General features: G+C 69.3%; 20 protein-coding genes and 4 pseudogenes. 13 read left to right on the top strand and 11 right to left on the bottom strand.

The features are described 5' to 3' along the window. Window positions 1–17: 17 nt before the first annotated feature. Window positions 18–406 (top strand): annotated as a pseudogene (locus ABZ928_RS19205) (transposase); the annotation flags it as partial. A 42-nt stretch (window positions 407–448) separates the two neighbouring features. Here the strand turns inward: ABZ928_RS19205 and ABZ928_RS19200 are convergent. Beyond that, on the bottom strand, window positions 449–829 hold the full coding sequence (locus tag ABZ928_RS19200; protein ID WP_361519957.1) for a helix-turn-helix domain-containing protein: 381 nt from the start codon (window positions 827–829) through the stop codon (window positions 449–451). Between the two features lie 150 nt (window positions 830–979). Between ABZ928_RS19200 and ABZ928_RS19195 the strand changes: the two genes are divergently transcribed. Beyond that, on the top strand, window positions 980–1,387 hold the full coding sequence (locus tag ABZ928_RS19195; protein ID WP_361519955.1) for a RidA family protein: 408 nt from the start codon (window positions 980–982) through the stop codon (window positions 1,385–1,387). Window positions 1,388–1,617: 230 nt separating this feature from the next. Here ABZ928_RS19195 and ABZ928_RS19190 read toward each other — a convergent pair whose 3' ends face one another. Next, window positions 1,618–2,115, bottom strand: a complete 498-nt coding sequence (locus ABZ928_RS19190; protein ID WP_361519952.1) for a hypothetical protein — start codon at window positions 2,113–2,115, stop codon at window positions 1,618–1,620. 95 nt (window positions 2,116–2,210) lie between these two features. Here ABZ928_RS19190 and ABZ928_RS19185 point away from each other — a divergent pair, with 95 nt between their 5' ends. After that, complete coding sequence (locus ABZ928_RS19185; protein ID WP_361519949.1) at window positions 2,211–2,918, top strand: HTH domain-containing protein; 708 nt, start codon at window positions 2,211–2,213, stop codon at window positions 2,916–2,918. 396 nt (window positions 2,919–3,314) lie between these two features. On the opposite strand, the pseudogene ABZ928_RS19180 reads toward ABZ928_RS19185, so the two are convergent. After that, a pseudogene (locus ABZ928_RS19180) lies at window positions 3,315–3,943 on the bottom strand (AAA family ATPase). Window positions 3,944–4,265: 322 nt separating this feature from the next. Between ABZ928_RS19180 and ABZ928_RS19175 the strand changes: the two are divergent. Then, entirely contained in the window at window positions 4,266–5,510 is a 1,245-nt protein-coding gene (locus ABZ928_RS19175; protein ID WP_361519947.1) for an MFS transporter, read from the top strand. A gap of 355 nt (window positions 5,511–5,865) precedes the next feature. Here the strand turns inward: ABZ928_RS19175 and ABZ928_RS19170 are convergent, their stop codons facing one another. After that, window positions 5,866–6,243: a MerR family transcriptional regulator gene (locus ABZ928_RS19170; RefSeq protein WP_361519944.1), complete on the bottom strand. Its 378-nt coding sequence runs from the start codon at window positions 6,241–6,243 to the stop codon at window positions 5,866–5,868. A 75-nt stretch (window positions 6,244–6,318) separates the two neighbouring features. Between ABZ928_RS19170 and ABZ928_RS19165 the strand changes: the two genes are divergently transcribed. Continuing rightward, the gene (locus ABZ928_RS19165) at window positions 6,319–7,047 is read left to right on the top strand and encodes an SDR family oxidoreductase (RefSeq protein WP_361519942.1); all 729 of its coding nucleotides are present in this window, start codon (window positions 6,319–6,321) and stop codon (window positions 7,045–7,047) included. Window positions 7,048–7,233: 186 nt separating this feature from the next. Here ABZ928_RS19165 and ABZ928_RS19160 read toward each other — a convergent pair whose 3' ends face one another. Together ABZ928_RS19160 and ABZ928_RS19155 are read right to left on the bottom strand one after the other, a co-directional pair. After that, the gene (locus tag ABZ928_RS19160; RefSeq protein WP_361519939.1) at window positions 7,234–7,518 is read right to left on the bottom strand and encodes a hypothetical protein; all 285 of its coding nucleotides are present in this window, start codon (window positions 7,516–7,518) and stop codon (window positions 7,234–7,236) included. A gap of 372 nt (window positions 7,519–7,890) precedes the next feature. Then, window positions 7,891–8,256, bottom strand: a complete 366-nt coding sequence (locus tag ABZ928_RS19155; RefSeq protein WP_361519937.1) for a VOC family protein — start codon at window positions 8,254–8,256, stop codon at window positions 7,891–7,893. A 97-nt stretch (window positions 8,257–8,353) separates the two neighbouring features. Here ABZ928_RS19155 and ABZ928_RS19150 point away from each other — a divergent pair, with 97 nt between their 5' ends. Both ABZ928_RS19150 and ABZ928_RS19145 read left to right on the top strand, forming a co-directional pair. Continuing rightward, a complete protein-coding gene (locus tag ABZ928_RS19150; RefSeq protein ID WP_361519934.1) occupies window positions 8,354–9,319 on the top strand; it encodes a WYL domain-containing protein in 966 nt (321 codons plus the stop codon). Between the two features lie 264 nt (window positions 9,320–9,583). Further along, a complete protein-coding gene (locus tag ABZ928_RS19145; RefSeq protein WP_361519931.1) occupies window positions 9,584–10,213 on the top strand; it encodes a hypothetical protein in 630 nt (209 codons plus the stop codon). Window positions 10,214–10,420: 207 nt separating this feature from the next. On the opposite strand, the pseudogene ABZ928_RS19140 reads toward ABZ928_RS19145, so the two are convergent. Next, window positions 10,421–10,795, bottom strand: a pseudogene (locus ABZ928_RS19140) (ATP-binding cassette domain-containing protein); the annotation flags it as partial. Here ABZ928_RS19140 and ABZ928_RS19135 point away from each other — a divergent pair. Continuing rightward, window positions 10,794–10,973 (top strand): annotated as a pseudogene (locus ABZ928_RS19135) (AbfB domain-containing protein); the annotation flags it as partial. The pseudogenes ABZ928_RS19140 and ABZ928_RS19135 overlap by 2 nt on opposite strands. A gap of 13 nt (window positions 10,974–10,986) precedes the next feature. Here the strand turns inward: ABZ928_RS19135 and ABZ928_RS19130 are convergent. After that, window positions 10,987–12,270, bottom strand: a complete 1,284-nt coding sequence (locus ABZ928_RS19130) for an MFS transporter (protein ID WP_361519929.1) — start codon at window positions 12,268–12,270, stop codon at window positions 10,987–10,989. A 354-nt stretch (window positions 12,271–12,624) separates the two neighbouring features. Here ABZ928_RS19130 and ABZ928_RS19125 point away from each other — a divergent pair, with 354 nt between their 5' ends. The 5 genes from ABZ928_RS19125 (at window position 12,625) to ABZ928_RS19105 (ending at window position 18,300) form a co-directional block, all read left to right on the top strand. Beyond that, complete coding sequence (locus ABZ928_RS19125; protein ID WP_361519926.1) at window positions 12,625–13,971, top strand: NAD(P)/FAD-dependent oxidoreductase; 1,347 nt, start codon at window positions 12,625–12,627, stop codon at window positions 13,969–13,971. Beyond that, window positions 13,968–14,846, top strand: coding sequence for an SDR family oxidoreductase (locus tag ABZ928_RS19120; RefSeq protein ID WP_361519923.1), 879 nt, complete (start codon window positions 13,968–13,970; stop codon window positions 14,844–14,846). The genes ABZ928_RS19125 and ABZ928_RS19120 overlap by 4 nt, the downstream gene beginning before the upstream one ends. Next, a complete protein-coding gene (locus ABZ928_RS19115; protein ID WP_361519920.1) occupies window positions 14,843–16,270 on the top strand; it encodes an aldehyde dehydrogenase family protein in 1,428 nt (475 codons plus the stop codon). The genes ABZ928_RS19120 and ABZ928_RS19115 overlap by 4 nt, the downstream gene beginning before the upstream one ends. A 61-nt stretch (window positions 16,271–16,331) precedes the next feature. After that, complete coding sequence (locus tag ABZ928_RS19110) at window positions 16,332–17,438, top strand: AraC family transcriptional regulator ligand-binding domain-containing protein (protein WP_361519917.1); 1,107 nt, start codon at window positions 16,332–16,334, stop codon at window positions 17,436–17,438. A 256-nt stretch (window positions 17,439–17,694) separates the two neighbouring features. After that, complete coding sequence (locus ABZ928_RS19105; RefSeq protein ID WP_361519914.1) at window positions 17,695–18,300, top strand: dihydrofolate reductase family protein; 606 nt, start codon at window positions 17,695–17,697, stop codon at window positions 18,298–18,300. A 191-nt stretch (window positions 18,301–18,491) separates the two neighbouring features. On the opposite strand, the gene ABZ928_RS19100 is transcribed toward ABZ928_RS19105, so the two are convergent. The 3 genes from ABZ928_RS19100 to ABZ928_RS19090 all read right to left on the bottom strand — a co-directional run bounded on the left by ABZ928_RS19100 (window position 18,492) and on the right by ABZ928_RS19090 (window position 22,703). Continuing rightward, on the bottom strand, window positions 18,492–20,252 hold the full coding sequence (locus tag ABZ928_RS19100) for a S8 family serine peptidase (protein WP_361519912.1): 1,761 nt from the start codon (window positions 20,250–20,252) through the stop codon (window positions 18,492–18,494). Window positions 20,253–20,673: 421 nt separating this feature from the next. Then, window positions 20,674–21,198, bottom strand: a complete 525-nt coding sequence (locus ABZ928_RS19095; RefSeq protein WP_361519910.1) for a hypothetical protein — start codon at window positions 21,196–21,198, stop codon at window positions 20,674–20,676. Between the two features lie 260 nt (window positions 21,199–21,458). After that, entirely contained in the window at window positions 21,459–22,703 is a 1,245-nt protein-coding gene (locus ABZ928_RS19090) for a hypothetical protein (protein WP_361519907.1), read from the bottom strand. Between the last annotated feature and the right edge of the window lie 156 nt (window positions 22,704–22,859).

Below are 22,859 nucleotides of genomic sequence, written 5' to 3'. Positions count from 1 at the left end.
CGTGGTCCTAGGTCGGAGGCTGGAGGGCCGGACAAGGCGAGCCCGACCGCTTACCGGCGACATAGCACCGCGGCCATGGTGTCACCTACTTCCACGGCTGCTACTCCGTTGGCCACGACCTCCTGTGAGGCGTCAACCGTCGTCGCAAAGGCACTGCCACCACCCTGGCCGCCCTGACGTCGATCCGCGCTGCCCGGCCCGAAGGCGCCCCGGTCTACATCGTCTTGGGCCATCTCTCCGCTCATACCGGCGCGGACATCCACCGCTGGGCGAAGAAGAACAAGGCCGAGTTGCCGAGTTGTGCTTCACCTCGACCTACGCGTCCTGGGCCAATCCGATCGAGGCGCGCTTCGGCCCGCAGAAGGGCATCCGCTGGGACAAACGCCCCCTCGCCAAGGCGGCATGACCAGACGGCCGAGTCTGGTCGCACACTGGTCGGCCGCAGAAGTCAGGCGTCGAAGCGACGACGGGCAGCCTCGATGTCACCGAAGTACTGGCGGGTCCAGCCGCACATCCCATCGACCGTCGCTCGCAGAGCCTGGCCCGGCTCGGTGAGGGTGTACTCGACCCGCGGCGGGACGGTGGGGTACACGGTGCGCTCGACCAGGCCGTTGCGTTCCAGCATGCGCAGGTTCTGGGTGAGCATCTTGTGGCTGATCCCCTCGATCTCGTTCCGCAGCTCGCTGAAGCGCAAGGTGCGGTCACCGAGACCCTCGACGATCAGGAACGCCCACTTGTTGGCGACGTCCGAGAAGATCTCCCGCGCCAAAGAGCCCGCACGCGCCAGGTCCGTGTCCTCGGGCGAGCCTGTGAGCTGCTTGGTCACCATCAGGTTCTCCAGTCACTGAAAAGTGCGTTCTTCCACGTCAGCGACCACTCTCCTATGGTTCCTGAGTAACCACAAGAGACCCAGAGTGTCCTGGTCGGGGCGGACCCGACCCCGTAGACGCTCAGACGCTCAGCCGAGGAGACAAGCAGCATGGCCATCACCTTTGTGGACCCCAGCGGATTGCCCAAGATCGATGTCTACCGACAGGTGTCGATCGCATCCGGGTCGAGGCTGGTCTTCATCGCCGGGCAGGTCGCATGGGACGCCGACGGGATCACGATCGGCGAAGGCGACCTTGCCGCCCAGGTCGAGCAGAGCTATCTCAACGTCGGCACAGCCCTGACGGAGGTCGGCGGCTCCTTCGACGACGTGGCGAAGCTGACCTTCTACGTCGTCGACTGGACCCCCGACAAGATGGCACCGCTCCTGGAAGGAATCTCCAAGGCAGCCGCGAAGCTGGGGATCACCCCCGCACCGCCCACCACGCTCATAGGCGTTGCGGCATTGGACGTCCCCGACCACCTGGTAGAGATCGAAGCCACCGCGATCCTCGACTGAACAGACGACATGCCCTCCCCGAGCGCAGCAATGGCCAACCACCTCGCTCTCACCCGTGAACCTTCCCGGTCACGGCACTGGGGCCCGCCTTTCGGATCTTGCCGCAGACGTCGAGGGGTCGAACAACTCTGGTGACGGTGCAGCGCCCGCCTCGGAAGCGTCGTCCGGTGCGAGCGATCGGCGCGCGGGACGACGTGGGACCCGGCAGGATCCGAAAGACAGGCCCGGGGTCAGCGCACCGCGTCGACCAGCGGCTGGTCCGTCGGTCCGTCCGCGAGGGCATCGGCGAGGTAGGCGGCGATGTCGGGCGCCGGAGGCCGCAGGATGTGCCGGACGAAGGACGTGCGCTCGTGACCCAGGGCCGGCAGCTCCCAGACACAGCCGGTGTACGGCTCGGCGTTGACGACGTAACGGGTCAAGTCACCCGCAGTGCCGCCGAGATGGGGCTCGCCCGCAGAGGCGGTACGGGTGAGTACGACGTTGTCCCAGACCCAGCTGTAGACGCACAGGTACATCGCGTCGCGCCCTTGGTGCAGAACCAGCCAGCCCACCGGCGGGGTGCCGTCGTCGGGGGCCACGACCATTTCCGCGGCCGCGGCATAGGCGGCGTCGGTGATCTCGGCGGGGAGTTCGGTGCCGGGTTCGTTGGTCACGTGGTAGAGCTTCATCTGCCGTCCGCGGAGCGTGAGCGGGGGGAGGGAGCGTATGTGCTTCGGGTGGTAGGTCATGTTCGGACGGTAGGAGGGACCGACTGCCACCCTGTGTCAGTCTGTAGCGTGATCAGGACCGGCTACGCGTTGTCGGCCGGTGAGGGGAGGTCAGGGTGCGGGCGAGCCGTCTGCTGTCGATGCTGCTCCTGCTGCAGACCCGGGACCGGGTGACGGCTCGGCAACTGGCGCAGGAGCTGGAGACCTCCGTACGGACGGTGTACCGCGACATCGCCTCGCTGCAGGCGGCCGGGGTGCCGGTGTACGGCCAAGGCGGGCTGGACGGCGGCTACCGGCTGGTGGACGGCTACCGCAGCAGGCTGACCGGCCTCACGGACTGCGAGGCGGAGACGCTGTTCATGCTCCCGCCCCAGGGACCGGCGACGGACCTGGGCTTCGGCGCGGAGGCGATGGCCGCCCGCCTGAAGATGGCGGCGGCGCTACCGCCGGGAATGGGCGAGCGGGCAGCCCGAATAGGCCAGCGTTTCCTGCTGGACGCGACGTCGTGGGAGCCGGCGGCCCCCGGCACCGAGCTGCTGCCCGCCCTGACCCAGGCGGTGAAGGAGTCGACGACGGTGCAGGCCGTATGCGCGGACGGTGCGGAACGGACGCTGATGCCGTACGGGATCGTGCTGGAGTCCGGCCACTGGCACGCGGTGGCCGGCGACGGCCACGACATCCGGGCATACGCCCTGGCAGAGCTGGCTGCCGTCCACCCCTCCACTGCACTCTTCGTCGAGCCGCCCGCGGGGTTCGAGCTGCGTCTGTGGTGGAGTGCGCGGGACCTGACGGGGGGCCAGGACTTGCGGGTGCACGGGACCTGACTGACCCCACCCGTACGTCGACCGCGCCGCCCTGGCCGCGCAGCTCGCTGACTGTGGTGCCTCAGGACGGTGGTTACAGGGGCTTCCGCCTTGCCGCACCCGACGAACTCTTCGTGTGCGAGTCCCACCAGCATGGTCGCCGTGGTGAGCCCCTCGGCACGGACGGATGTGTGCCACCGGTAACCGCCTGATACGAGAGACCGCTTATGCCCCCGAGTCTCCGGATGGCCCGGCGTGCGAGGTCAGGCAGAACCGAGAGAGTCAGGCTGATGCGGCAGCGGAGCCGCGACGGGGACGTCCCGCACACCGAAGCGATGCTGAGCCTGGACAGCGTTGTTCGCCGTCGAGGAGTTCGCCACCTGGGCCGCCTGCCTGGACCGCCTGCCTGGACCGCTGTCAAGCGGCCGGTGGCTGCTCGGCTGGGGGGTTCGCCTTCAGCTTCTCGAATGCGGTGGGCGTCGAGCGGTGCGGCAGGAAGTCCTTGATCTCTGAGCGCAGTCGGCCGGACTGGCGGTGCTCGTGTCGCACTCGATGTCGTAGAGACCGTGGGCATGGACCTGGGCGATCTGGCGTGCGGCCAGCCCCGGTGCGCGGTCTGCGCGCTCCTGCTCACGCCGTTCCAGTTCGGGCAGAGGGCAGTGCACTCCCACCAGTACCACGTCTTCGGGGGCGAAGAGCGCGATGCAGTCGAGCAGGCACCAGGGTTCGCTCAGGACGTGGTCCACCACGACGTTGTTGCCGCCCGCAGCCATACCGGCGACCGCACGGTGGAAACCCATCAACGCACGCCTGCGCGCCGAGGGCAGTTCGTCCGGAGCGATGGGCCGCGGCGAGCGCAGGTCATCAAGGAGGTCCACCGGCATGTGGAAGTACAGATCGTCCAGGAGCGTAAGGAGCGCCTTGGCGATGCTCGACTTCCCCGAACTCGACGTCCCGTTCAGGAAGATGATCAGTCCGCCGGATGGCTGCGAAGTGCCCGCCGAGCCCGCAGTCCCGTGCGATCCACTTGCTGGTGGAGCCGCCATCGTCTTCCCCCGCTTCATCAACTGCCCGTATCCGAGCATGATGCATGCTCGGTCGGCGTCCTGTATGGGGTGCCCTTGCGGTAGACGGTGGCGGCGATCGTCGACCGGGGCACCTTCAACTCCACCCTCATCGAGGCCGGCACCGAGTCCTGATGGACTGCCAAGCACCAGGGCGAACAAGGCCAACGGGGCGAAATAGCCACCTTCCCCAGTGCACCGAAGACGGCCGAGTCACCCACTGAGGCAATCTTCTTGCTATTGCAAGTAGTATGCAACAAGCTATTCGGGCCCTTGCCGCCTGCCGAGGACATGGAGCCTTGTCATGCCCCGCCTGATGCCCGACACCGGACCGCAGCGCGTTCTCGCGGCCTCGAACTTCATCTACACCGTCGGCAGCGGCCTCTACCTCACCGCTGGAGTGCTGTACTTCACCGAGGCGGTTCACCTTCCGGCCAGCCAGGTGGGCCTCGGGCTCGGCATCGCCGGCTTCCTCGCGCTGGCCCTGGGCGTCGCGGTCGGTCACCTGGCCGACCGGCACGGAGCACGCGGCATCTACGGGGCCACCCTCGTCGTTCAGGCGCTGGCCACGGCCGGCTTCGTCCTGGCGGACAGCTTCTGGCCGTTCGTCCTCGCCGTCTGCGCCGCCGCCGCGGCGAAAGCCGCCGGAATCGCCGCCCGCTCCCCGCTCATCCGGCACTACGGCGGCGACCGGCCGCAAGAGTTCCGGGCATACCTGCGTGCCGTGACCAACGTCGGCATCTCCTTCGGTGCCATGCTGGCGGGCGGGGTTGTCGCAGTGGGCACGCTCACCGCCTATCACCTCATGGTCGTCGGCAACGCGATCGCCTTCGTGGTCTCCGCGGTGATCCTGATCCTCCTGCCGCCCGTCGCGCCCGTCCCCACCACCGGCGGCCCTCGTTGGATCGCCCTGCGAGACCGCCCCTACCTGCTGCTGACCGTCCTCGACGGCATCATGGCCGTCCAGTTCAAGGTGCTCACCGTGGCCATCCCGCTCTGGATCGTCGGTGCCACGACCGCCCCGCACTGGCTCATCTCGGCCACCATGCTCACCGGCACGATCATCGTCGTCGCCTTCCAGGTCCGGGCCAGCCGCAACATCGATTCCCCCGCAGCCGGCGCACACGCCTACCGCCGGGCAGGCGCGGCCTTTCTCATCGCCTGCGCACTGATCTCGCTGTCCGCAGGCATACCGGCGTGCGCCGCCGCGACCCTGCTCATCACCGCGGTGGTGATCCACACGATCGGCGAACTATGGCACTCCGCCGCAGGCTTCGAGGTCTCCTTCGCCCTCGCCCCGCGACACGCCACCGGCCAGTACCTGGGCGTGTTCGGCCTCGGCGCCGGCCTCGCCGAGGCCTTCGGACCAGGACTGCTCATCGCCCTCTGCATCACCTGGGGCCGCCCTGGCTGGTATGTCGCAGGAGCCATGTTCGCGCTGACCGGCCTGGCAGCACCACCCGCTGTCCGCTGGGCACAGAACCAACAGCACCATCAGCACACTCTGCAGACCCAGCTTGCACCTACTGACAAGGCGTCAACCGCCTGATCGGCCCGAGGCAGTTGCTCAACCCCGTTCCAGCGGAGCCGAATCAAAGGTCTGGCACGCGTTCCGTGAAGCGTGCACGGTGGGTCATCAGTTGGGAGCGGCAGCTCCGACTGGCCGGGCTCCGGCGCCATGAGCGGACCGGTATTGGCGATCGAGCCGGCGCGGGCGGTCCGTTCCAGCCGGTGGTCCCCCCCCGGCGGTCACCGCGTCGAAGCGGCCCTGGACAGCCCCTCTCCTCCAGGCTGCGGCCCCATCAGTTCCGCATCGCGACACACGAGTTCGCGCCCGAGCCAGACGTCTCCCTCCCCTGGTACCCCCGCCGTAGTCCGCTGGTGCGACGCCCGACCGACCGCGCCTACGGGTGCGTGTCCGTGATCGCGATGACCTCGTCGAGGCGATCCAGGGCGGCCTGCAGGTCGTCGACCTTGGCCTGGATGCGGTCGCGCTCGGCGCGCAGCATGGCTCGCTGCTCGGCGTCGGTGTGCCCGGTGTCCCAACATGGAAGGAGTTCCGCGATCCTTCGGCTGGTCAGACCGGCGGCGAACATCTGCTGGAAGAAGCGCACCAGGGTGGCGGCGTCCTGCCGGTAGAGGCGCTGGCCTGACGGACTGCGCTCCGCGATGAGCAGCCCCTGCTGCTCGTAGTAGCGCACGGCCCGTACCGAGACGCCGGCGTCCCGTGCCACCTCGCCGATGCGGACCAGCCGCTCGGCCGCAGCCTCCGTGACGGTCATGGTGATTCCTCTCGCCCCGGTCCTGACGGCCAGCACTTGCCTCTGACGTCAGCGTCAGGTTTTAGCGTACCGGGCATGGATATCAACAACTCCGTCGCCCTTGTCACCGGAGCCAACCGCGGCCTGGGCCGCGCCTTCGCCCAGCGCCTGCTCGAACGAGGCGCACACAAGGTCTACGCGACGGCCCGCCGACCGGAGACCGTGGACCTGCCCGGGGTCGAGGTACTGCCCCTCGACATCGCCGATCCCGCATCCGTGAGGGCCACCGCCGAGGCCGCCCCGGACGTCTCGCTCCTCATCAACAACGCGGGAATCAGTACAGGGACCGACCTGGTGACCGGCTCGCTGGACACGGTGCGGCACGAGCTGGAGACCAACATGTTCGGCCACCTGGGAATGATCCGGGAGTTCGCGCCGACGCTCGCCGCGAACGGCGGGGGCGCGATCGTCAACGTCCTCTCCGCCATGTCGTGGTTCGGGGGCAAGGGCGCCAACGCCTACCACCTCACGAAAGCCGCCGCCTGGGCCATGACCAACGGTGTCCGCCTGGAACTCACCGAGCAGGGCACGCTCGTCACAGCGGTACACCTCGGTTTGGCCGACACCGACATGGCGGCGGGCTGGCCCGTGGACAAGATCGCTCCGTCGGACCTGGCCGACGCGGCGCTCGACGGTGTCGAGGCGGGCTCCGCCGAGGTCCTCGCCGACCAATGGAGTCGGGACGTCAAGTCCCGACTGCCGCTGACACCGGAAGAGTTCAACGCCGCGATGGACCGCGCCCTGGCTGCGTTGATGGCGGCCTGAGAGGCCCTTGGGCCGCGCTGACCGGTGATCGCCGGTGAGTCCGTCGGCGGGGCGTACTTCCTGTGTGCCGAGCAGAACGGGCGCCGGCCGGTGGTGTTCGCGAGTTCCGGAGGGGAGGGCGGGCTGCTCGCCGATCAACACCGCCCTCTCGGCCGGTAGCTGACAAAGCATCCGTTAGACACAAGATCAATGATCAGGGTGGTCCTGGTTGGGATCGCAGACGGGGCCCGGCACGAAGAGACTCAGCCGATAGGTGGTTGGGTGCAGCAGGCGCCCGCAGAGGGTGTCGATCCGGGTTCTTGCCCAGTCGATCCGCTCCGACCCGGCACGCAGACGACGCAGATGGGCATGCCACTCCGACTCGTCCTGGGTCTCGAAGATCACCTGCCAACGACCGGCGCCGGGCCCGGTGCTGACGGCGGCCTGCCGCCCCCCGCCCTGCTGACGCTTTCTCTTGCGCTGTCCCGGCACGGGTCCAGCATCGCTGTCCTGGCGCCACCGCAGCAAGGCCATTGATCCCGGGGCGTGCGTGCGCCAGGACTCGATCTGCTCGATGACCCATGCTGGAGTCGTATTCGACTCCAGTGCGGTCGACGGCTGGTCCTGCTATCCCGCGTCACCGTGTAGCTGCCAGCGATTTGCCGACTTGTCGGCGCATGCGCGAGAGATACCCGTCTCAGCGGTGACGTGGGCGAGCGATGGGACGTGGCCGGCACGGCTTGTCGAGCCACCTACGGCCCTCGACGCTCAGGGGCGCATCAGCGTGGGGCACTCGTCGTCCGCTCGAAGCCAGGCGGCGGCAGGCGCGACACCTGTCGTGCGCGCCTGCCGCATCGCGGCCTCTCAGTCCCGCGGTGCGACGCGGATACGGTTCCCGTCAGGATCGGCTGCGAGGAAGGTCAGCCCGAACCCCGCGTCATGAGGCTCGCGCAGGATCGTGACCCCCTTCGACTTCCACTGCTCAAAGATCGCGTTGATCTCGTCGGGCCCATCAGTGATGGCCAGGCACATCTCACCGGTGCGCGGGACGTCCGGTGACAGGTCCTCGAACTGGCCGGACCACACAGCGAGTTCAGCGCCTGGGCCGAGGTCGAAGGTGATGTATCCCGGAGTCTCGAACGAGGGGCTCAGGCCGAGGAGGTCACCGTAGAAACGAGCTGCGGCGGGAGCGTCGTTGACGTAGACGATGGACACGACGGATGTGGTCATGGGCAATCCTTTTCACGGGTCGGGTCGTAGGTACGCAGCCACCAGCCTCGCCGGGATATGCGCCACATCGTGTCGCAATTCTTGAAAAGGTTGGTGGGTGACTCCGGATCGCTTCTTCGCCCTGATGCTGCTCCTCGAATCGAGGGATGCCGTGACCACACAGGAACTCGCCTCAGCACTCGGGGTGTCCCTTCGCACCATCACACGGGACCTGAACTGGCTCCGCGACGCCGGTCTGCCGGTGATCGCACACCGGGGCCGTCTCGGAGGTGTCACCATGCTGGCCGGGTCCGGGCTCGACCTCACGCGACTCACGCCGGGCGAGCGTGATCATCTCTCGCTCACCGGGCTGGACGAGCGGCAACGTGCCGAGCTCGACGCATCGGTTGAAAGCCGGCGCGCGCTCTCCAAGCTCGCCGCCGCACAGCCGCGTCGAGTTGATGAGCTCCTGCCGCTCACCGACGTGGTGCATGTCGACAGCCGTCCCTGGCGTCAGGTACGAGCGTCCGGCACGACTCCGGCTTCGCTGATCGGCGCGGTGCGGCGAGGTCGCCGGCTACGGATCGAATACGACAGCCCACGCGCCTCGGGCCCACGCGACCTGGTCGTGGATCCCTACGGGCTGCTCGCCAAGGCCGGCGTCTGGTACCTCGTCGCCGACTGTGCCCGAGTGGCACGGATGTACCGACTCGAACGGATCACGACATGGAACGAAGTCGACCAGCCACGACGGATCCGCGAGAGCCAGACCCTCGCCACCGTCACTGCGGCGCTCATCGAACAGTGGGAGCACAACCACGCGATAGAAGTCAGCGCCACCATCGACCACACCCAGATCGAGCGAGCGCAACGGATCTTCGGCCTACGACTCGTCCTGGACGGCCAGGAAGAATCCGACACCGGCCGCAAGGTGACGATCCGCTTCCTGCGTCTGGAGGACGTGCGCGCACTACTGCCGTTCGGGAGCGCCATCACTGTCCACGGCCCCATCGAAGCCAGGGCTCATCTCCGCGACCTCGCCACCGATCTCGCCCGCCACTATGCGCCGTCACCAACGCCCTGACCCGCGACTGCGACGAGTCGAGCTTGTTGGGTGCCGCTTCCGCCGAGAACTCCCGCCGGGACGTGGGCTGGACGACGTCAGACCAGGCAGCCGCCCATGAATGCCTCGCGGTATGAGCGCAAGGCATCGCTTCACAGGAACAAACACTTCCAACTCTGCGTACTATCTCTGCGCCAGGACCTGACACAGCAGGTGTCACGGCCGCCCACGCCGACGCCAGTGCACGACGTCACCGCGGCCGCGAACCGAGGAAAGGCCAGCATCATGCCGGAGACCACGTTCCCGAGCACCGAACTCACCTCGCAATACACCGCCCAGGTGGCGAGCGACCTCGAACGCAACGCCAAGGAACAAGAACGCATCGGAGCGGAAATCGCCGCACTGCAGGAACAGTTGCTCGCCCTGCAACATGACCACACCGTTCTGGTGAACATCCAAAAGGCGCTCGGCACCGCAGACTCGCCGACTGAGGCCGCCCCGTCACCGGAAGACGCCGCAGTCCCCTCTCCCCGGCACGAGACGCCTGCCAAGCCCGCGACGGGCAAGCGCAGCCGCGCGAAGAAGGCCGGTACCGAGCAGGGCAGCAGGACAACCAAGGAGACCGCGGCGAAGACCGCGACCGCCAAGACGGCCAAGCCCACCCTCGTGGAACTCATCCGCGGCCACCTCACCGAGCAGAACGAACCGCGCTCGGCGGCAGAGGTCGCCACCGCGCTCGGACAGACCCATCCCGACCGCAGCATCAAGACCACCGTCGTACGCAGCACACTCGAAGGACTCGTGGCCAAGAGCCAGGTCCAGCGCACCAAGCAGGGTTCTTCCGTCTTCTACACCGCCGCAGACGCCCCCGCACAGCCGGAGACATCCACGGACGGAGCACAGGCTGACAGCTGAAGCGACCGACGCGGTGTCCCAGCACCTGCGGTCCACCGAGTGACGGACGAGAGCACATGTGCGCGCTGTCCGACCCCGGGCGGCAGGCACCCCGGCCGGCCGCCCGCGCCCCGAGGCACGGCGCAGGCGCCGCAAGACCGGGCACGAGATTCCGGATCCTCCCACGACTCCCCAGGGCGCCGAGCCCGGCGTCCGGCCCGCGTGTGCTCAGCCGCTCTCATTGATACGGCGTAGGAAGGCGCGTGTGCGTTCGTGGGCGGGGTCGGTCATGAGCTGCTCAGGGGGGCCTTCCTCCAGGACGGCCCCCTGGTCGAACATGACCAGCCGGTCCGCGGCCGAGCGGGCGAACCCCATCTCGTGAGTGACGACGATCATCGTCATGCCGTCGTCGACGAGTTCCTTCATCACTGCGATGACCTCGCCGACCATCTCGGGGTCGAGGGCGCTCGTCGGTTCGTCGAAGAGCATCAGCTCCGGCTTCATGGCGAGGGCGCGGGCGATGGCGACGCGCTGCTGCTGGCCGCCGGACAGGGCCGACGGCCGCGACGACGCCTTGTGCCCTAGGCCCACCCTGGCCATGAGGTTCGCCCAGGACGCCACCTTCCACAGGACCGCCGGGCTCGCCGACCCGTCCTGGTCGTCGTTCCGCTCTCACAGCCACCCGGACCGCTACATCCGCCACTACAACTACGGGCTGCGCATCGACCCGATCTCCACCACCACCGGCAGAGCCGACGCCACGTTCTCCGTCTGGTACTGAGGCGACACCGCGGTCAGGGCCTACGACCGCTGTCCACGGCCACGCGGAGGTCGCGGGCCGAGCCTCGGCGACGGGTTGTCCACGCATACGGCGGCCCGGGTGCCGTCGGGCGGAAGAAGCGCGCCATGGCCACCAGGGCCAAAACGAGGGCAGCGGGTATCGCGTAGGCGATACGGAAGTGGCCCGTAGCCCCCAGACCCCCGCTCGCGCCGGCTCCGACGAGCACGCCGACGTAGTTGAAGACATTGAGCCGGGCCAGCACCGTCTCGGGGGCGCCGGGTCGCAGCCGGCCGGCCGCGGCGACGCACAACGGGATCAGAGCGGCGACTCCGAGGCCCGCGCAGCACGCCGCGACGACCGCGTACGGCCAACTCGGAGCCACTGCCAGACCGGTCAGAGCGACGGCCGCGAGCAGGGACGCGGCGCGGACCACCGCCACCGGCCCGACCCGGCGCACCATGAGGTCGGCGCCCGCCCGGCCGGTCACCGTGCCCGCCTGGTAGGCCGCGTAGGCGAGCGGCGCGGCGGCCAAGGACGCGCCGAGCGTCTGGTGGAGGTAGGCCGTCGACCAGGCCGAGACCGTGGAGTCGACGACGTAGGCGACGAGCAGGACGACACCGAAGGGGACGAGCCGCGCCCACACCCGCCGCTCCGGGATCTCGTCGTCCCGCGCCGGTCGGTCGCCTGACGACGAGGGCTCGGGCGCGAGGACGTGGGGCCGGACGGTCAGCACCAGGAGGGCCACGAGCACGGCGTGCGCGGTCAGGACGTACTGGACGGGCCAGCCCAGTCGTGAGACGCCCGCCGTCAGCAGCGCGGCTGCCACGCCCGCGGCGCTCCATGCGGCGTAGAAGGAGGAGAGGATGCTGCGTCCGTGGTGGCGTTCGACGGTGGCCGCGCGGGTGTTGACGGACACGTCGATGGCGCCCAGCGTCAGCCCGAAGAGGATGTAGGCCGCCGCGGCGACGGCCCGGCCGGGTGCCCACGCCACGGACACCAGGGCCGCGGCCGCGGTCAGCACCGCCGCGCGCATGACAGCGACGGGACCCCAGCGGCGTACGGCGGCCAGACCCGCGAAGCTGCCGGCGCTCGCGGTCAGGGTCAGGGCGACCGTGAGGGCGGTCATCGCCAGAGACGACAACCCCAGACGGCTCTCCACGGCGGGCACGGTGGTGGACACGGCGGCCACCGCCACGCCCTGGGCGACGAACACCGTGGCCGTGACCCGACGGGCTCCCGCGAGCGAGCGGCCGCTCGCGGGCGGGGACGGAGCCGTCGCTTCGACGGATGCGGTCATCGGGGACCCTCTTCCTGTCACGGACCGCGGACCGGCCGGCGTGCTCGAGTGGAGCAACCGTAGAGATCCGGACCGTCCCGCCGGAGGACACCGACGGCCACACGGGGGACCCTGGAGGCCAGCAGCCCGGAGGGGCCCGGGGCCGGGAGCCGATGACTTCGGGGTCAAGGGGCCACAGCGGCTGGTGCCGAGGAGCCGGCCATTCGGGCGGCGGCATCGGGGTGTGGCGCGGCGGGGCGGTCAGTGGGCTGGCCGCTGCGGCCCCCTTTGTGGCCGCACGGGCCAGTCCGCCGGTGCTCGCGTGCTGCCTAAGTTCCTCCCACGCCGACAGTGGCGACGAGAGGAGGTGGGCTCGTGAAGGAGTCCGAATTCGACACGTGTGTCATCGGTGCCGGTCCCGCTGGGCTGGCCGTGGCACGGGCGCTCGGTGAGCGACGGCTTCCCTACACGCACATCGAGCGGCACACCGGTCCGGGCGGCCTGTGGGACATCGACAACCCGGGCAGCCCGATGTACGAGTCGGCCCATTTCATCTCCAGCAAGACCCTCTCGGGCTTCGGCGGCTGGCCGATGCCCGACCACTTCGCCGACTACCCGCCGCAGCGGCAGATCCTGTCGTATCTGACGTCGTTCGCCGACGCGTACGGGCTGTCGGAACGCATCGAGTTCGGCACCGCGGTGCGCGACGTGGCGAAGAACGCGGACGGCACCTGGACGGTCACGCGTGCCGACGGGCGCACCAGCCGGCACGCGCAGGTGGTGGTCTGTACCGGCTCGCAGTGGCACCCCAACATGCCCGAGATCCCGGGTGACTTCAGCGGCGAGATCCGGCACACGGTGTCCTACCGCAGCAGCGACGAACTGCGCGGCAAGCGGGTCCTGGTGGTCGGCGCGGGCAACTCCGGCTGCGACATCGCCTGCGACGCGGCCCGTGCCGCCGACCACGCGGAGATCAGCATGCGCCGCGGTTACTGGTTCATCCCCAAGCACCTGTTCGGCAGGCCCGTGGACACCCTCGAAGGCGTCGGCCCCCGGATGCCGAAGTGGCTGGAGCAGCGGCTGTTCGGCACGCTCCTGCGGATCGTCAACGGCGATCCGACCCGCCTCGGTCTGCAGAAGCCGGACCACAAGCTCTTCGAGACCCACCCCACGGTCAACTCGATGCTGCTGCATCACCTTCAGCACGGCGACATCACCGCGCGGCCCGGCATCGTGCGCGCCGAGGGCCGTACCGTCCACTTCACCGACGGCAGCAGCAACGACTTCGACCTGATCCTGCTGGCGACCGGCTACGTCCACAAAGTGCCCGTCGCCCAGCGCTACTTCGGCGACGAGCAGCACCCTGACCTGTATCTGTCGTCGTTCTCCCGCGAGCACGAGGGGTTGTTCGGCGTCGGCTTCATCGAGACCAACTCCGGTGCCTACCAACTCTTCGACGCTCAGGCCCAGTTGATCGCCGGTTTCGTCCAGGACAGCCGCCGGGGCACGCCGAACGCCGCCCGGTTCGCCGGCATGATCCGCGGTGACCGCCCGGACCTGTCGGGCGGTCTGAGGTTCGTGGACTCCCCGCGCCACACCGGTTACGTCGACAGCGCCGCGTACACCAAATACCTGACCAAGGTCGCCGCCGCCATGGGCTGGCCCACCGAGGGACGCGCCCCGGCCGTGCCGGTGATCCGCAGCAAGGAGACGGTGGCATGAGCGGCTACGACTGCACCGGCAAGGTGATGCTGGTGACCGGAGGCGCGGGCGGCATCGGCAGCGCGCTGTGCCGGCGGTTCGCGAACGGCGGCGCGGTGTGCGTCGTCGTCGACATCGACGGTGAACGTGCGAAGCGGGTCGCGGACAGCCTTCCCGGCGCCGGTCACCTGGGCCTCGGCTGCGACCTGCTGGACCGGGCCGGGGTCGCGGACCTCTTCGCACAGGTCTCCGCCGCCTTCGGCCGCCTCGACGTGCTGGTCAACAACGTCGGCATGACCAGCACCGAGCGCTTCGACGTGCGCGCCGTGGAGACGATCGAGCGGGAGATCGACCTCAACATGATCTCCCCGCTGGTGGCCACACGGCTCGCCATTCCCCTGCTGAGGGCCGCCGCCGACCCCCGCGTCATCACGACGGTGTCGCTGGCGGGCATCTTCCCCCAGGGCGAGACCCCCATCTACGCGGCGTCGAAGTTCGGACTGCGCGGCGCGATGCTGTCCATCGCCCTCGACCTGGGCACCAAGGGCATCCGCGTCGGCTCGGTCCTGCCGTCGGCCACCGACACCCCGATGCTGCGCCGCGAGGCCGTCGACGGCGGCAACTCCTTGCAGTTCCAGGACCCTCCGCAGCAGCCGTCCGACGTCGTCGCCGCCGTGGTGAGCATGCTCGACCGGCCGCGGTTCGAGGCATATCCACGCCTCGGCGAATCGGTCCTCGTCCGCCTCTCCATGCTCATGCCGAACCTGCTGCCCCGGCTTCTGCCGCTCTTCCGCAAACGCGGCGAGCGCGGCCTGGCCCGGTATCTGGAGGATCTGCGCCGCAGAGGACTGGCCCGGCAGGTCGACGGCCGCTGGGAACTGGTACAGGAGGCATGACCGTGACCACGCACACGAACGACCGCCTGCTCACCGTCGTCAACCCGGCGACCGGCGAGACACTCGACACCCTGCCCGCCGCCACCGCGCACGAGGTCGACACGGCCGTGGACCAGGCACGCCGCGTCTTCGACAGCGGGGTGTGGGCGGGCCAGCCGCCCCGGGAGCGGGCCGCGGTCCTGCTGCGCCTCGCCGAACTGATGGAACGCGACGCCGAGACCCTGGCCCGCCTGGACTGCGAGGACGCGGGCAAACCCATCACGGAGTGCCGTACCGGCGATGTGCCGGGCGCGATCGAGTCGATCCGCTGGTTCGCGGAGGCGGCCGACAAGGTCTTCGGCCGCACCGCCCCCACCGGCCACGACCACCTGGGCCTGATGAGCCGCGAACCCGTCGGAGCGGTCGCCGCCATCCTCCCCTGGAACTACCCGCTCGCCATGGCCGCCTGGAAGATCGGGCCCGCCCTCGCCGCGGGCAACAGCCTGCTGCTCAAGCCGGCCGAGGCGACCCCGCGCTCGGCCCTCCACGTGGCCCGGCTGGCGGCGGAAGCAGGGCTCCCGGACGGCGTGCTCACCGTGCTGCCCGGCTACGGCGCGGAGGCCGGCCGGGCCCTCGCCCGCCACCCCGGGATCGGCGCGCTCTCCTTCACCGGCTCGACGGCGACCGGACGGCGGATCCTGGCCGACGCCGCGGAGACCAACTTCAAGCGGGTCTCCCTGGAGATGGGCGGCAAGAGCCCCCAGGTGTTGATGCCGGACGCGCTCGGCTTCGGCGCCGACCTCATCGACGACATGATCGAGGCCGCGTTCCTGACGATGGGGCAGAACTGCACGGCCGGTTCCCGGATCCTGGTCCACGAGGACATCGCCGCCGAGGTCGTCGCACGGTTCACGGCCGCCGCCGGGGCCCTGGTCATCGGCGACCCGGCCAAGCCGGACACCCGTACGGGACCGCTGATCAGCACTGCCGCGCGAGAGAGGGTCGCCCGCGCCGTGGACGAGGCGGTCGCCGCCGGAGCGGTGGCCCACACCGCCGGGTTGCCGGCGGGGCTCCACCCGCACGGGGCCTACTACCCGCCCACCGTCGTCGTCGGCGCCCCCAACGGCAGCCGGGTCCTCACCGAGGAACTGTTCGGCCCCGTGGTCACCGTCCAGACCTTCACCTCCGAGCAGGAGGCGATCCAGACGGCGAACACCACCCCCTACGGCCTCGCCGCCTCCCTGTGGACCCACGACCTCGACACCGCCTTCCGCCTCGCCCGCGGCATCCAGGCCGGAGTGGTCTCCGTCAACTCCTACAGCGAGGGGGACATCACCACTCCCTTCGGTGGCTGGAAACAGTCAGGATTCGGCGGGGCGGAGCGGTCGACCGACGCCTTCGCGCAGTGGACCAGGGAGAAGACCGTCTGGATCCGTACCCGCTAGCGCGACAGAAACCGGCCACAGATGCCTAAGGTGGTCGCGAGTACGGCCCTGGAGAGCAGCCATGACCGAGGCAACCCATCCGGACAGCGGCACCACCCGCAGCACGTCAGCGACGATCTCCCCGAACATTCTGCGCTACCTGAGCCAGATCACCGAGGAGTACGGAGTCGACCTGCAACCGGAACTGGACCAGGTCGGTCTCACCGAGACCCTGATGCGCTCGGCGGCCCTGCGCGTCTCCTACCGCCAGGGCAGTGCCGTCATCCGGCGCGCTGTCGAACTCACCGGGGACGAGAACCTGGGCCTGCGGGTCGGAGCCGCGCAGCACCTCACCGCCTGGGGGCTGGTGGGTTTCGCCATGCTCGCCGGCGACACCCTCCAGGCCGCCATCGAGGCGGGGGTGCGCTTCCAGAACGTGTCCGGGGCGATGACGGTCTGGTCGGCGGGCCGGGAGGGCTCCGACTATGTGGTCCGAGCCGACCTCCCGGACCCGATGATCGACCCGCACGTCGCCGTCTTCCTCGTCCAGGAGGCGTTCTCCAGCGTCGTCACCCTGGGCCGCCTCGCCGCCGACACCGGCCTCGCACCCCAGGAGGTCCACTTCGCCTTCGCCACCCCGCGCGACGTCCAGCCCTTCCGCGACCTCTTCCGCTGCCCCCTGCGCTTCGGCGCCTCCCGCAACCGGCTGGTGGTACCGCAGGCATGGATCAACCGGCCGATGCCGGGCCGTGATCCGGTCACCTACGCCTCGACCCTCGAACTCCTCGAAGGGCAGATGGCCTCCCGCCGCCGTCAGCAGGACCTGCTGGAGATCCTGGAGATCTCCGTCGCGCAGAGTCTCCCGGTCGTCCCCTCCTTCTCCGAGCAGGCCCGCAGACACGCGTCGAGCGAGCGGACGCTGCGCCGCCGCCTGGCCGACTGCGGCACCTCCTACGAGGCGATCGTCGAGGGCGTACGCCGTGAGCGCGTCGAACTGCTCCTGCACCGCCCTCACCTCACCCTCCGCGAGGTCGCCCGCCAGGCGGGCTTCTCCGACGAACGCGCCCTGCGCCGGGCCGTCCACCGCTGGCACGGCATGGCACCGCTGCAACTGCGCGAGGGCTTCTCTTCGCAGACGGCGGGAACGACGCCGGGTCAGGGGCGCGGGGAACTACGCGAACAGCCGTGACCGGACCCGCCGCCGTCCCCTCATATCAGCGACCGCTGTGGCGGCGACCGGACCGCGTCATCCAGGACATCGCCCACAGTGCGGGTCGAGGCGTCGACGCCGGCCTCGACGAGGTGCGCGGCCGCTGCCGTCGCCATCCCTGACACCGACGACACGGTGCGCGCCCGGGGCCTTTTCTGCTCGGCCCCAGCGCGGCCGATGAGTTTGCGGCTCTCGGCCGGTCCACACTCGTGACACCCCACGAAAGGACACCGCAATGTCGGAGCTTCTCGTCGACTTCATCACCTCCCTCGACGGCTACGCCTCGGGAGAGGGATGGCCCGGCTTCTGGGGCCTCGAGGGCCCGGAGTACCTCGCATGGCTCGGCGAGCAGCCGAAGGTCACCTACCTGATGGGGGCCAACACCTACCGCCTGATGTCGGGCTTCGCCGCAGGCGAGGTCCCCGCCGGCCAGGACGAGTTCAGGCCCGAGGAAGAAGCCTCCGTCGACGAACTCACGCAAGCATCCAAGGTGGTCTTCTCCTCCTCCCTCAAAGAGCCACTGACGTGGGCCAACTCCACCCTCGTCCGCGACGACGCAGTCGAGACGGTCCGCGCCATGAAGTCGAGCGGTTCGGGGCTCCTCAGCACCATCGGCAGCCTCAGCCTGAGCCGGGCCCTGCTCCGAGCCGGACTCGTCGACCGCTTCCGCGTCGTGATGTTCCCCGTAATCACCGGGGCCACCGGCGAGGAACGCATCTACGACGGCTACCCCGACGTCGCCCTCGAGATGACCGACCACCGCACCTTCGACGGCCGCATCCAACTCGTCGAGTACAGGCCCCGTGTGCTCGAACACCCCCCGCTCGGCGCCCCCGCATGACACCGCCCCTCCCCCGGCGGGTCATGCCCGCGGACGGCTCGCCTCAAGTCGTCTTCGGCCTGGACGAGTTCGGCCCCCTGCGGACGCCTACGACAGAGGGTCCAAGACCACTGTCGTAGGCGTCCGCCGGCTGCACACCTCTCCATGCCGTCCGCGGCCTTCCTGGACGCGGGCGTTGCCGGGGCCCTGTGCTAGAAGGTCAGGTTCCAGGCGTCGATCTTGCCGGTGTCGGAGGCGGCGTTGTCGTTGACGCGCAGCTTCCAGGTGCCGTTGGCGACCTCCGAGGAGGCGTTCACGGTGTAGGTCTGGGCGATGTTGTCGGCGCTGCCGCCGGTGTGGTTGTGCAGCGTGTACACAGTGCCGTCCGGCGCCACCAGGTCGACCTTCAGGTCACCGATGTAGGTGTGCTTGATGTCCACACCCACCTTGAGGGTGGCCGGGGCGTTGCCGGTCACACCCGTGACGGTGATCGGGCTCTCCACGGTCGCGTTGTCGCTGATGGCGAAGTCCGCGAGGTTCTCGAAGTACTTGCCGGGCGGCGGGGTGGTCCCGACGGCCTTGAGGGCGTCGACCTGTCCCTCGCCGAAGAACGAGTTGTTGGCCGTCGTGCCCGTGCAGCGGCTGTCCGAGGGGCAGGCGATGTCGTTGGCCTGCTCGGCCAGCTTGGCGCGGATCTGCGCCGGGGTGATACCCGGGTTGGCGCTGGCGATGAGCGCCGCGACGCCGACCACGTGCGGGGTGGCCATCGAGGTGCCGCTCTTGCTGCCGTAGCCGCCGCCGGGGACGGTGGAGTACACGCTGCTGCCCGGCGCCGCGACGTCGATGACGCCCTGACCGTAGTTGGAGAACGAGGCCTTGGTGACGCCCGTGCCGTTGGCCGCGACCGTGACCACGCCCGGCAGCTCGGTCGGGATGTCGAGGCAGGCGTTGGTGATGGTGCGGGTGACCGGCGTCGAGTCGTTCGGGCTCGCGGAGTCGGTCGTCTTGTGGGCGAGGTCGTAGTTCTCGTTGCCCGCGGCGGCGATCTGGAGGGAGCCCTTGCTCTCGGCGTACTCCTGGGCGCGCTTGACGCCCTCGATGATGGCGGCCTGGTCGATGTTGTCCGGGCAGTTGAACTGCCACGGGTCCGTGTAATAGCTGTTGTTGGTGACCTTGAAGCCGTGGTCACCGGCCCAGACGAAGCCGCAGATGGTGTTCTCGGCGAAGAAGAAGGAGTTGCCCGGCTCGGCGACCCGGACCGCGGCGATCTTCACCCCGGGTGCCACACCGACGACGCCCTTGCCGTTCTTGGCCGCGGCGACGGTGCCCGCCACGTGGGTGCCGTGCGTGTCGACGTCCCGCCAGGCGCCGGTCCGGGTGTCGGGCTTGCCGTAGGCGCAGGAGACCGAGTCGGCCGCGTCGAAGTTGGGCGCCAGGTCCTGGTGCTGGTCGTCCACACCGGTGTCCAGGATGCCGACCGTGACGGAGGCGGAGCCCGGGTTCACGGCCCAGGCCTGGTCGGCCTTGATCTGGCTCATGTCGGCCCGGACCGGTTCTCCGGCCGGCGTCGTGGACTGAGCCGGATTGGCCGGGAGCGCCGGGTCGTAGGCGTCGGCCGGGACGTCCGAGGTGCGCGTGGCGCCGACCTGCTGCACGCCGGAGACGCCGCGCATGGTGGCGGCGAATCCGCTGGACGCCGAGTGGGCGACGATCACACCGATGGCGTCGAAGCTCGAGAAGACGGTGCCGCCGTTGGCCGCGATCGCGGAGCGGACCGCCGAAGTGTCACCAGGGGTGGTGATCACGAGGTAGGCACGCGTACCGGCCACCCAGGCCGCGCTCTGGGAAGCCGTCGTGGCGGCCGACGCGTGGGCCTTGGCGGCCGGCGCGGTGGAGGGGACGACCGGGAGCGTACCCGCGAGGGCGCCCGGGGCGCCGAATGCGAGGGCGGCGCCGAGCGTGGCCGCCAGCACCAACACGCGTCTCGGTCGGCTGGATCTGTGGGGTATCAAAGCATCCTCCGTAGACGGCCCGGCTGTGCTGGTGGCACCGACCGAGCCGTACGAAACCAGTGGTGGGAGCAAGATGTCAGGTTCATGCCCGCATAGGGAAGTACCTTTCCGTACAGGGACGTTGCAGAGGCATGGCCGAAAAGCGACGTACTGCGTCCCGGCGCGGCGACGCGGGCGCAGGGGCGTCGCAGCCGGGATGCCGAGAAGTGCACCAGCTGGAGTGCACCAGCTCATTCGCGGCGAGGGGCCGGGGGAGGGGGCGCCCCGACCGCCGCCTCCAACGGGCACTGCCGGCAGCCGTGTTGAGGGCGAGGATTCCAGCGGTGACGGTCACCGCCGCGCTCATCTGCGACGCACATGTCCCCCGCTTCGGGTGGGATCGTCAGAGGTCGCCGTAGTCCTGCCAGCCGCACGAACCGCAGATGACGAGGCGCAGGGCACGGTCGTCGCGGTGATCGACGGTGACGTAGGGGCGCAGCCGGTCACTGCCGACACCGCACCGTGGGCATGTCTCGTACTGCCCCAGAGGGCCGAAGTCGCTTATGACGCCCGGGAGTTCGGGTTCGCGCACATGCTCGTCGGGGAGCGCGGCGGTGGAGCCCAGGCGCACAATCGTGGCCGCTGCCGCATCCGTCACGCCGACGGCCAGGCGCACTTGGGGCAGGCGGTTCAGCGGGGGCGGCAGTGGAGTGTCGTCGAGGCGGACGGGTACGACGCGTTCACCTTCCACCCGGGCGGCGCCCCAGGCGGCCTCGGCTGCGTACGACCACAGCAGGACGACGGCGTCCGTCCCGGCTGCGCCGATGTCGGCACCGGGCACGACCTCGGCACCGGCACGCGCCAGTGCGGCGGCGAGCGACGAGGCCTGCCGCTCGTCCTTGGGCTGGTACGAAAGGTGAGCACGCACGATCTCATCATGCGACAGCGAGGCACGCCGTTGGGCGCGCACTTCCAAACCCGCTGCGACTCGCCGACGCGTCAGGCGTGGTGCACGCGGCACAGCGATCGCCTTCCGACTGCCGCGTCCCGATGGGCTCCCAGTGGCAGAAGCGCCTCACGCCATCCCGTCGCAAGCCCCCGGGTGTCTTCAAAATGAACCGACATGCGCCTGCCCCGCGGTGCGCAGTCACGGGGCACTGGGCGATGCCCGCGGTGACACCACCCCGGTCAAAGCGACCGCTTTCGGCCCGCGACCCGATCTGCTCGGTCCATCAACGCCGCTGCCAGTGCCTGGTCTCCCCACCCCCGACAGGCTTCGGCGGCCACCGTCAGGGCGTATACGCGTGTCCTGCGGTGCGGTACGAGGCAGCGTTCGAAGGCATCCGCGATACCCGTGAACTTGCCGCCCTTCGGCGGAAGAAGGCCCAACTCGATGACGGCCGCCCGGAGGTAGTTGACGCGATCTGCGAGCAGGGACAGCGCGAGCGGAACGATCCGGGCCACCTGGCCTGTTTCCGGGTCAAGCGTAAACAGTGCGCCGGTCTCGGTGTACGGCGGCAAGTCGATCCTGAACGCCCGTACCGCTTGCCTGGCCCGCGCCCATTCTCCTGCGAAATCGAAGGAATGGTCGGCTATCGCGTAGTGACGCACCTGCATGCCGAACATGCCGCTGTCGTGCTCCACCGTCTGAGCGATCCCCGACGGCGTTTCCTGAGGTGTCTCTGGCATGACGAACAATGTCTTGCCGAGTTGTCCCGACGTCAGCAGATGACTGAACTCCCAAAGCGTTCCGGGGTTGGCCGACGGGACCATGATGACGAGGTCGGCACTGGCGGCCAGGCGGATGACGGCCGTGCGCCAGGACTCCTCGTCGGTGAGGACACGGCCGGCTCCCTCGCTCTTCTCGCCCGGTCGGCCGAGCGCGACAAGTGGATAGGTCCGGTGCAGCGCCCGGACCAGCAACGTCTCTACGTCGACGTACGAGGCGATGTCGCCAGGAACGGGGCCGGGTCCCAGCATCTGCGCGGGAAGCCGGTCGGAGGACGCGAATGGGCGGAGGTAGAGCGAGAACGGCCGAGCCTGCCGGCCACCGTCCAACAACTCGCTGACCAGGCGGGCGGCGAACTCGCCGCGATACGCATCGGCCCCTCGGATGTCCACGCGCATCAATTGTTTGCTGGCGGCTCCCAGCGGCAGGGAAACGAAGCACACCAGAATCGCCTTGAAATACCAGGAGATGTCCAGCAGCTCGATGAAGCCCAGCCAACTGAAGGCGGCGGCCGCCGTCACCACGATGGTGAGCAACGACGGCACAGCGTCGCGCTGCCGCAGGAAGAGGCACATTCTCAGGATCGCATACGGAACGTAGAGGATCAGCAGGCCATAAAGGTAAGTGCCTGGCCCGAGCCACCAAATGAGCGCACCCGAAACTCCCGCCAACACCAGAAACCGCGACAGCAGTTTCACCATCATGGCGGGCGCCCCTTGTTGGTTGCTGACCGACGCTGGGTCTTACCGAGCGTAATAGGTTCGGACTGCGCCGCGTCAAGGGGCGGCACCTCCACATCCACTTGGAACATTCGGGGGACGGCGATGCAGGGGGTTCAGGACTGGAGTTCAAGGACAACG

Source organism: Streptomyces sp. NPDC046909 (genome assembly GCF_040644695.1).
Classification (GTDB): domain Bacteria; phylum Actinomycetota; class Actinomycetes; order Streptomycetales; family Streptomycetaceae; genus Streptomyces.
This window is presented reverse-complemented; position numbering and strand designations above follow the sequence as displayed.

Coding starts and splice junctions, on each gene's coding strand:
- ABZ928_RS19200 (WP_361519957.1), bottom strand. CDS start 829: ATGGTGACCAAGCAGCTCACAGGCTCGCCCGAGGACACGGACCTGGCG.
- ABZ928_RS19195 (WP_361519955.1), top strand. CDS start 980: ATGGCCATCACCTTTGTGGACCCCAGCGGATTGCCCAAGATCGATGTC.
- ABZ928_RS19190 (WP_361519952.1), bottom strand. CDS start 2,115: ATGACCTACCACCCGAAGCACATACGCTCCCTCCCCCCGCTCACGCTC.
- ABZ928_RS19175 (WP_361519947.1), top strand. CDS start 4,266: ATGCCCCGCCTGATGCCCGACACCGGACCGCAGCGCGTTCTCGCGGCC.
- ABZ928_RS19170 (WP_361519944.1), bottom strand. CDS start 6,243: ATGACCGTCACGGAGGCTGCGGCCGAGCGGCTGGTCCGCATCGGCGAG.
- ABZ928_RS19165 (WP_361519942.1), top strand. CDS start 6,319: ATGGATATCAACAACTCCGTCGCCCTTGTCACCGGAGCCAACCGCGGC.
- ABZ928_RS19155 (WP_361519937.1), bottom strand. CDS start 8,256: ATGACCACATCCGTCGTGTCCATCGTCTACGTCAACGACGCTCCCGCC.
- ABZ928_RS19145 (WP_361519931.1), top strand. CDS start 9,584: ATGCCGGAGACCACGTTCCCGAGCACCGAACTCACCTCGCAATACACC.
- ABZ928_RS19130 (WP_361519929.1), bottom strand. CDS start 12,270: ATGACCGCATCCGTCGAAGCGACGGCTCCGTCCCCGCCCGCGAGCGGC.
- ABZ928_RS19120 (WP_361519923.1), top strand. CDS start 13,968: ATGAGCGGCTACGACTGCACCGGCAAGGTGATGCTGGTGACCGGAGGC.
- ABZ928_RS19115 (WP_361519920.1), top strand. CDS start 14,843: ATGACCGTGACCACGCACACGAACGACCGCCTGCTCACCGTCGTCAAC.
- ABZ928_RS19110 (WP_361519917.1), top strand. CDS start 16,332: ATGACCGAGGCAACCCATCCGGACAGCGGCACCACCCGCAGCACGTCA.
- ABZ928_RS19105 (WP_361519914.1), top strand. CDS start 17,695: ATGTCGGAGCTTCTCGTCGACTTCATCACCTCCCTCGACGGCTACGCC.
- ABZ928_RS19090 (WP_361519907.1), bottom strand. CDS start 22,703: ATGATGGTGAAACTGCTGTCGCGGTTTCTGGTGTTGGCGGGAGTTTCG.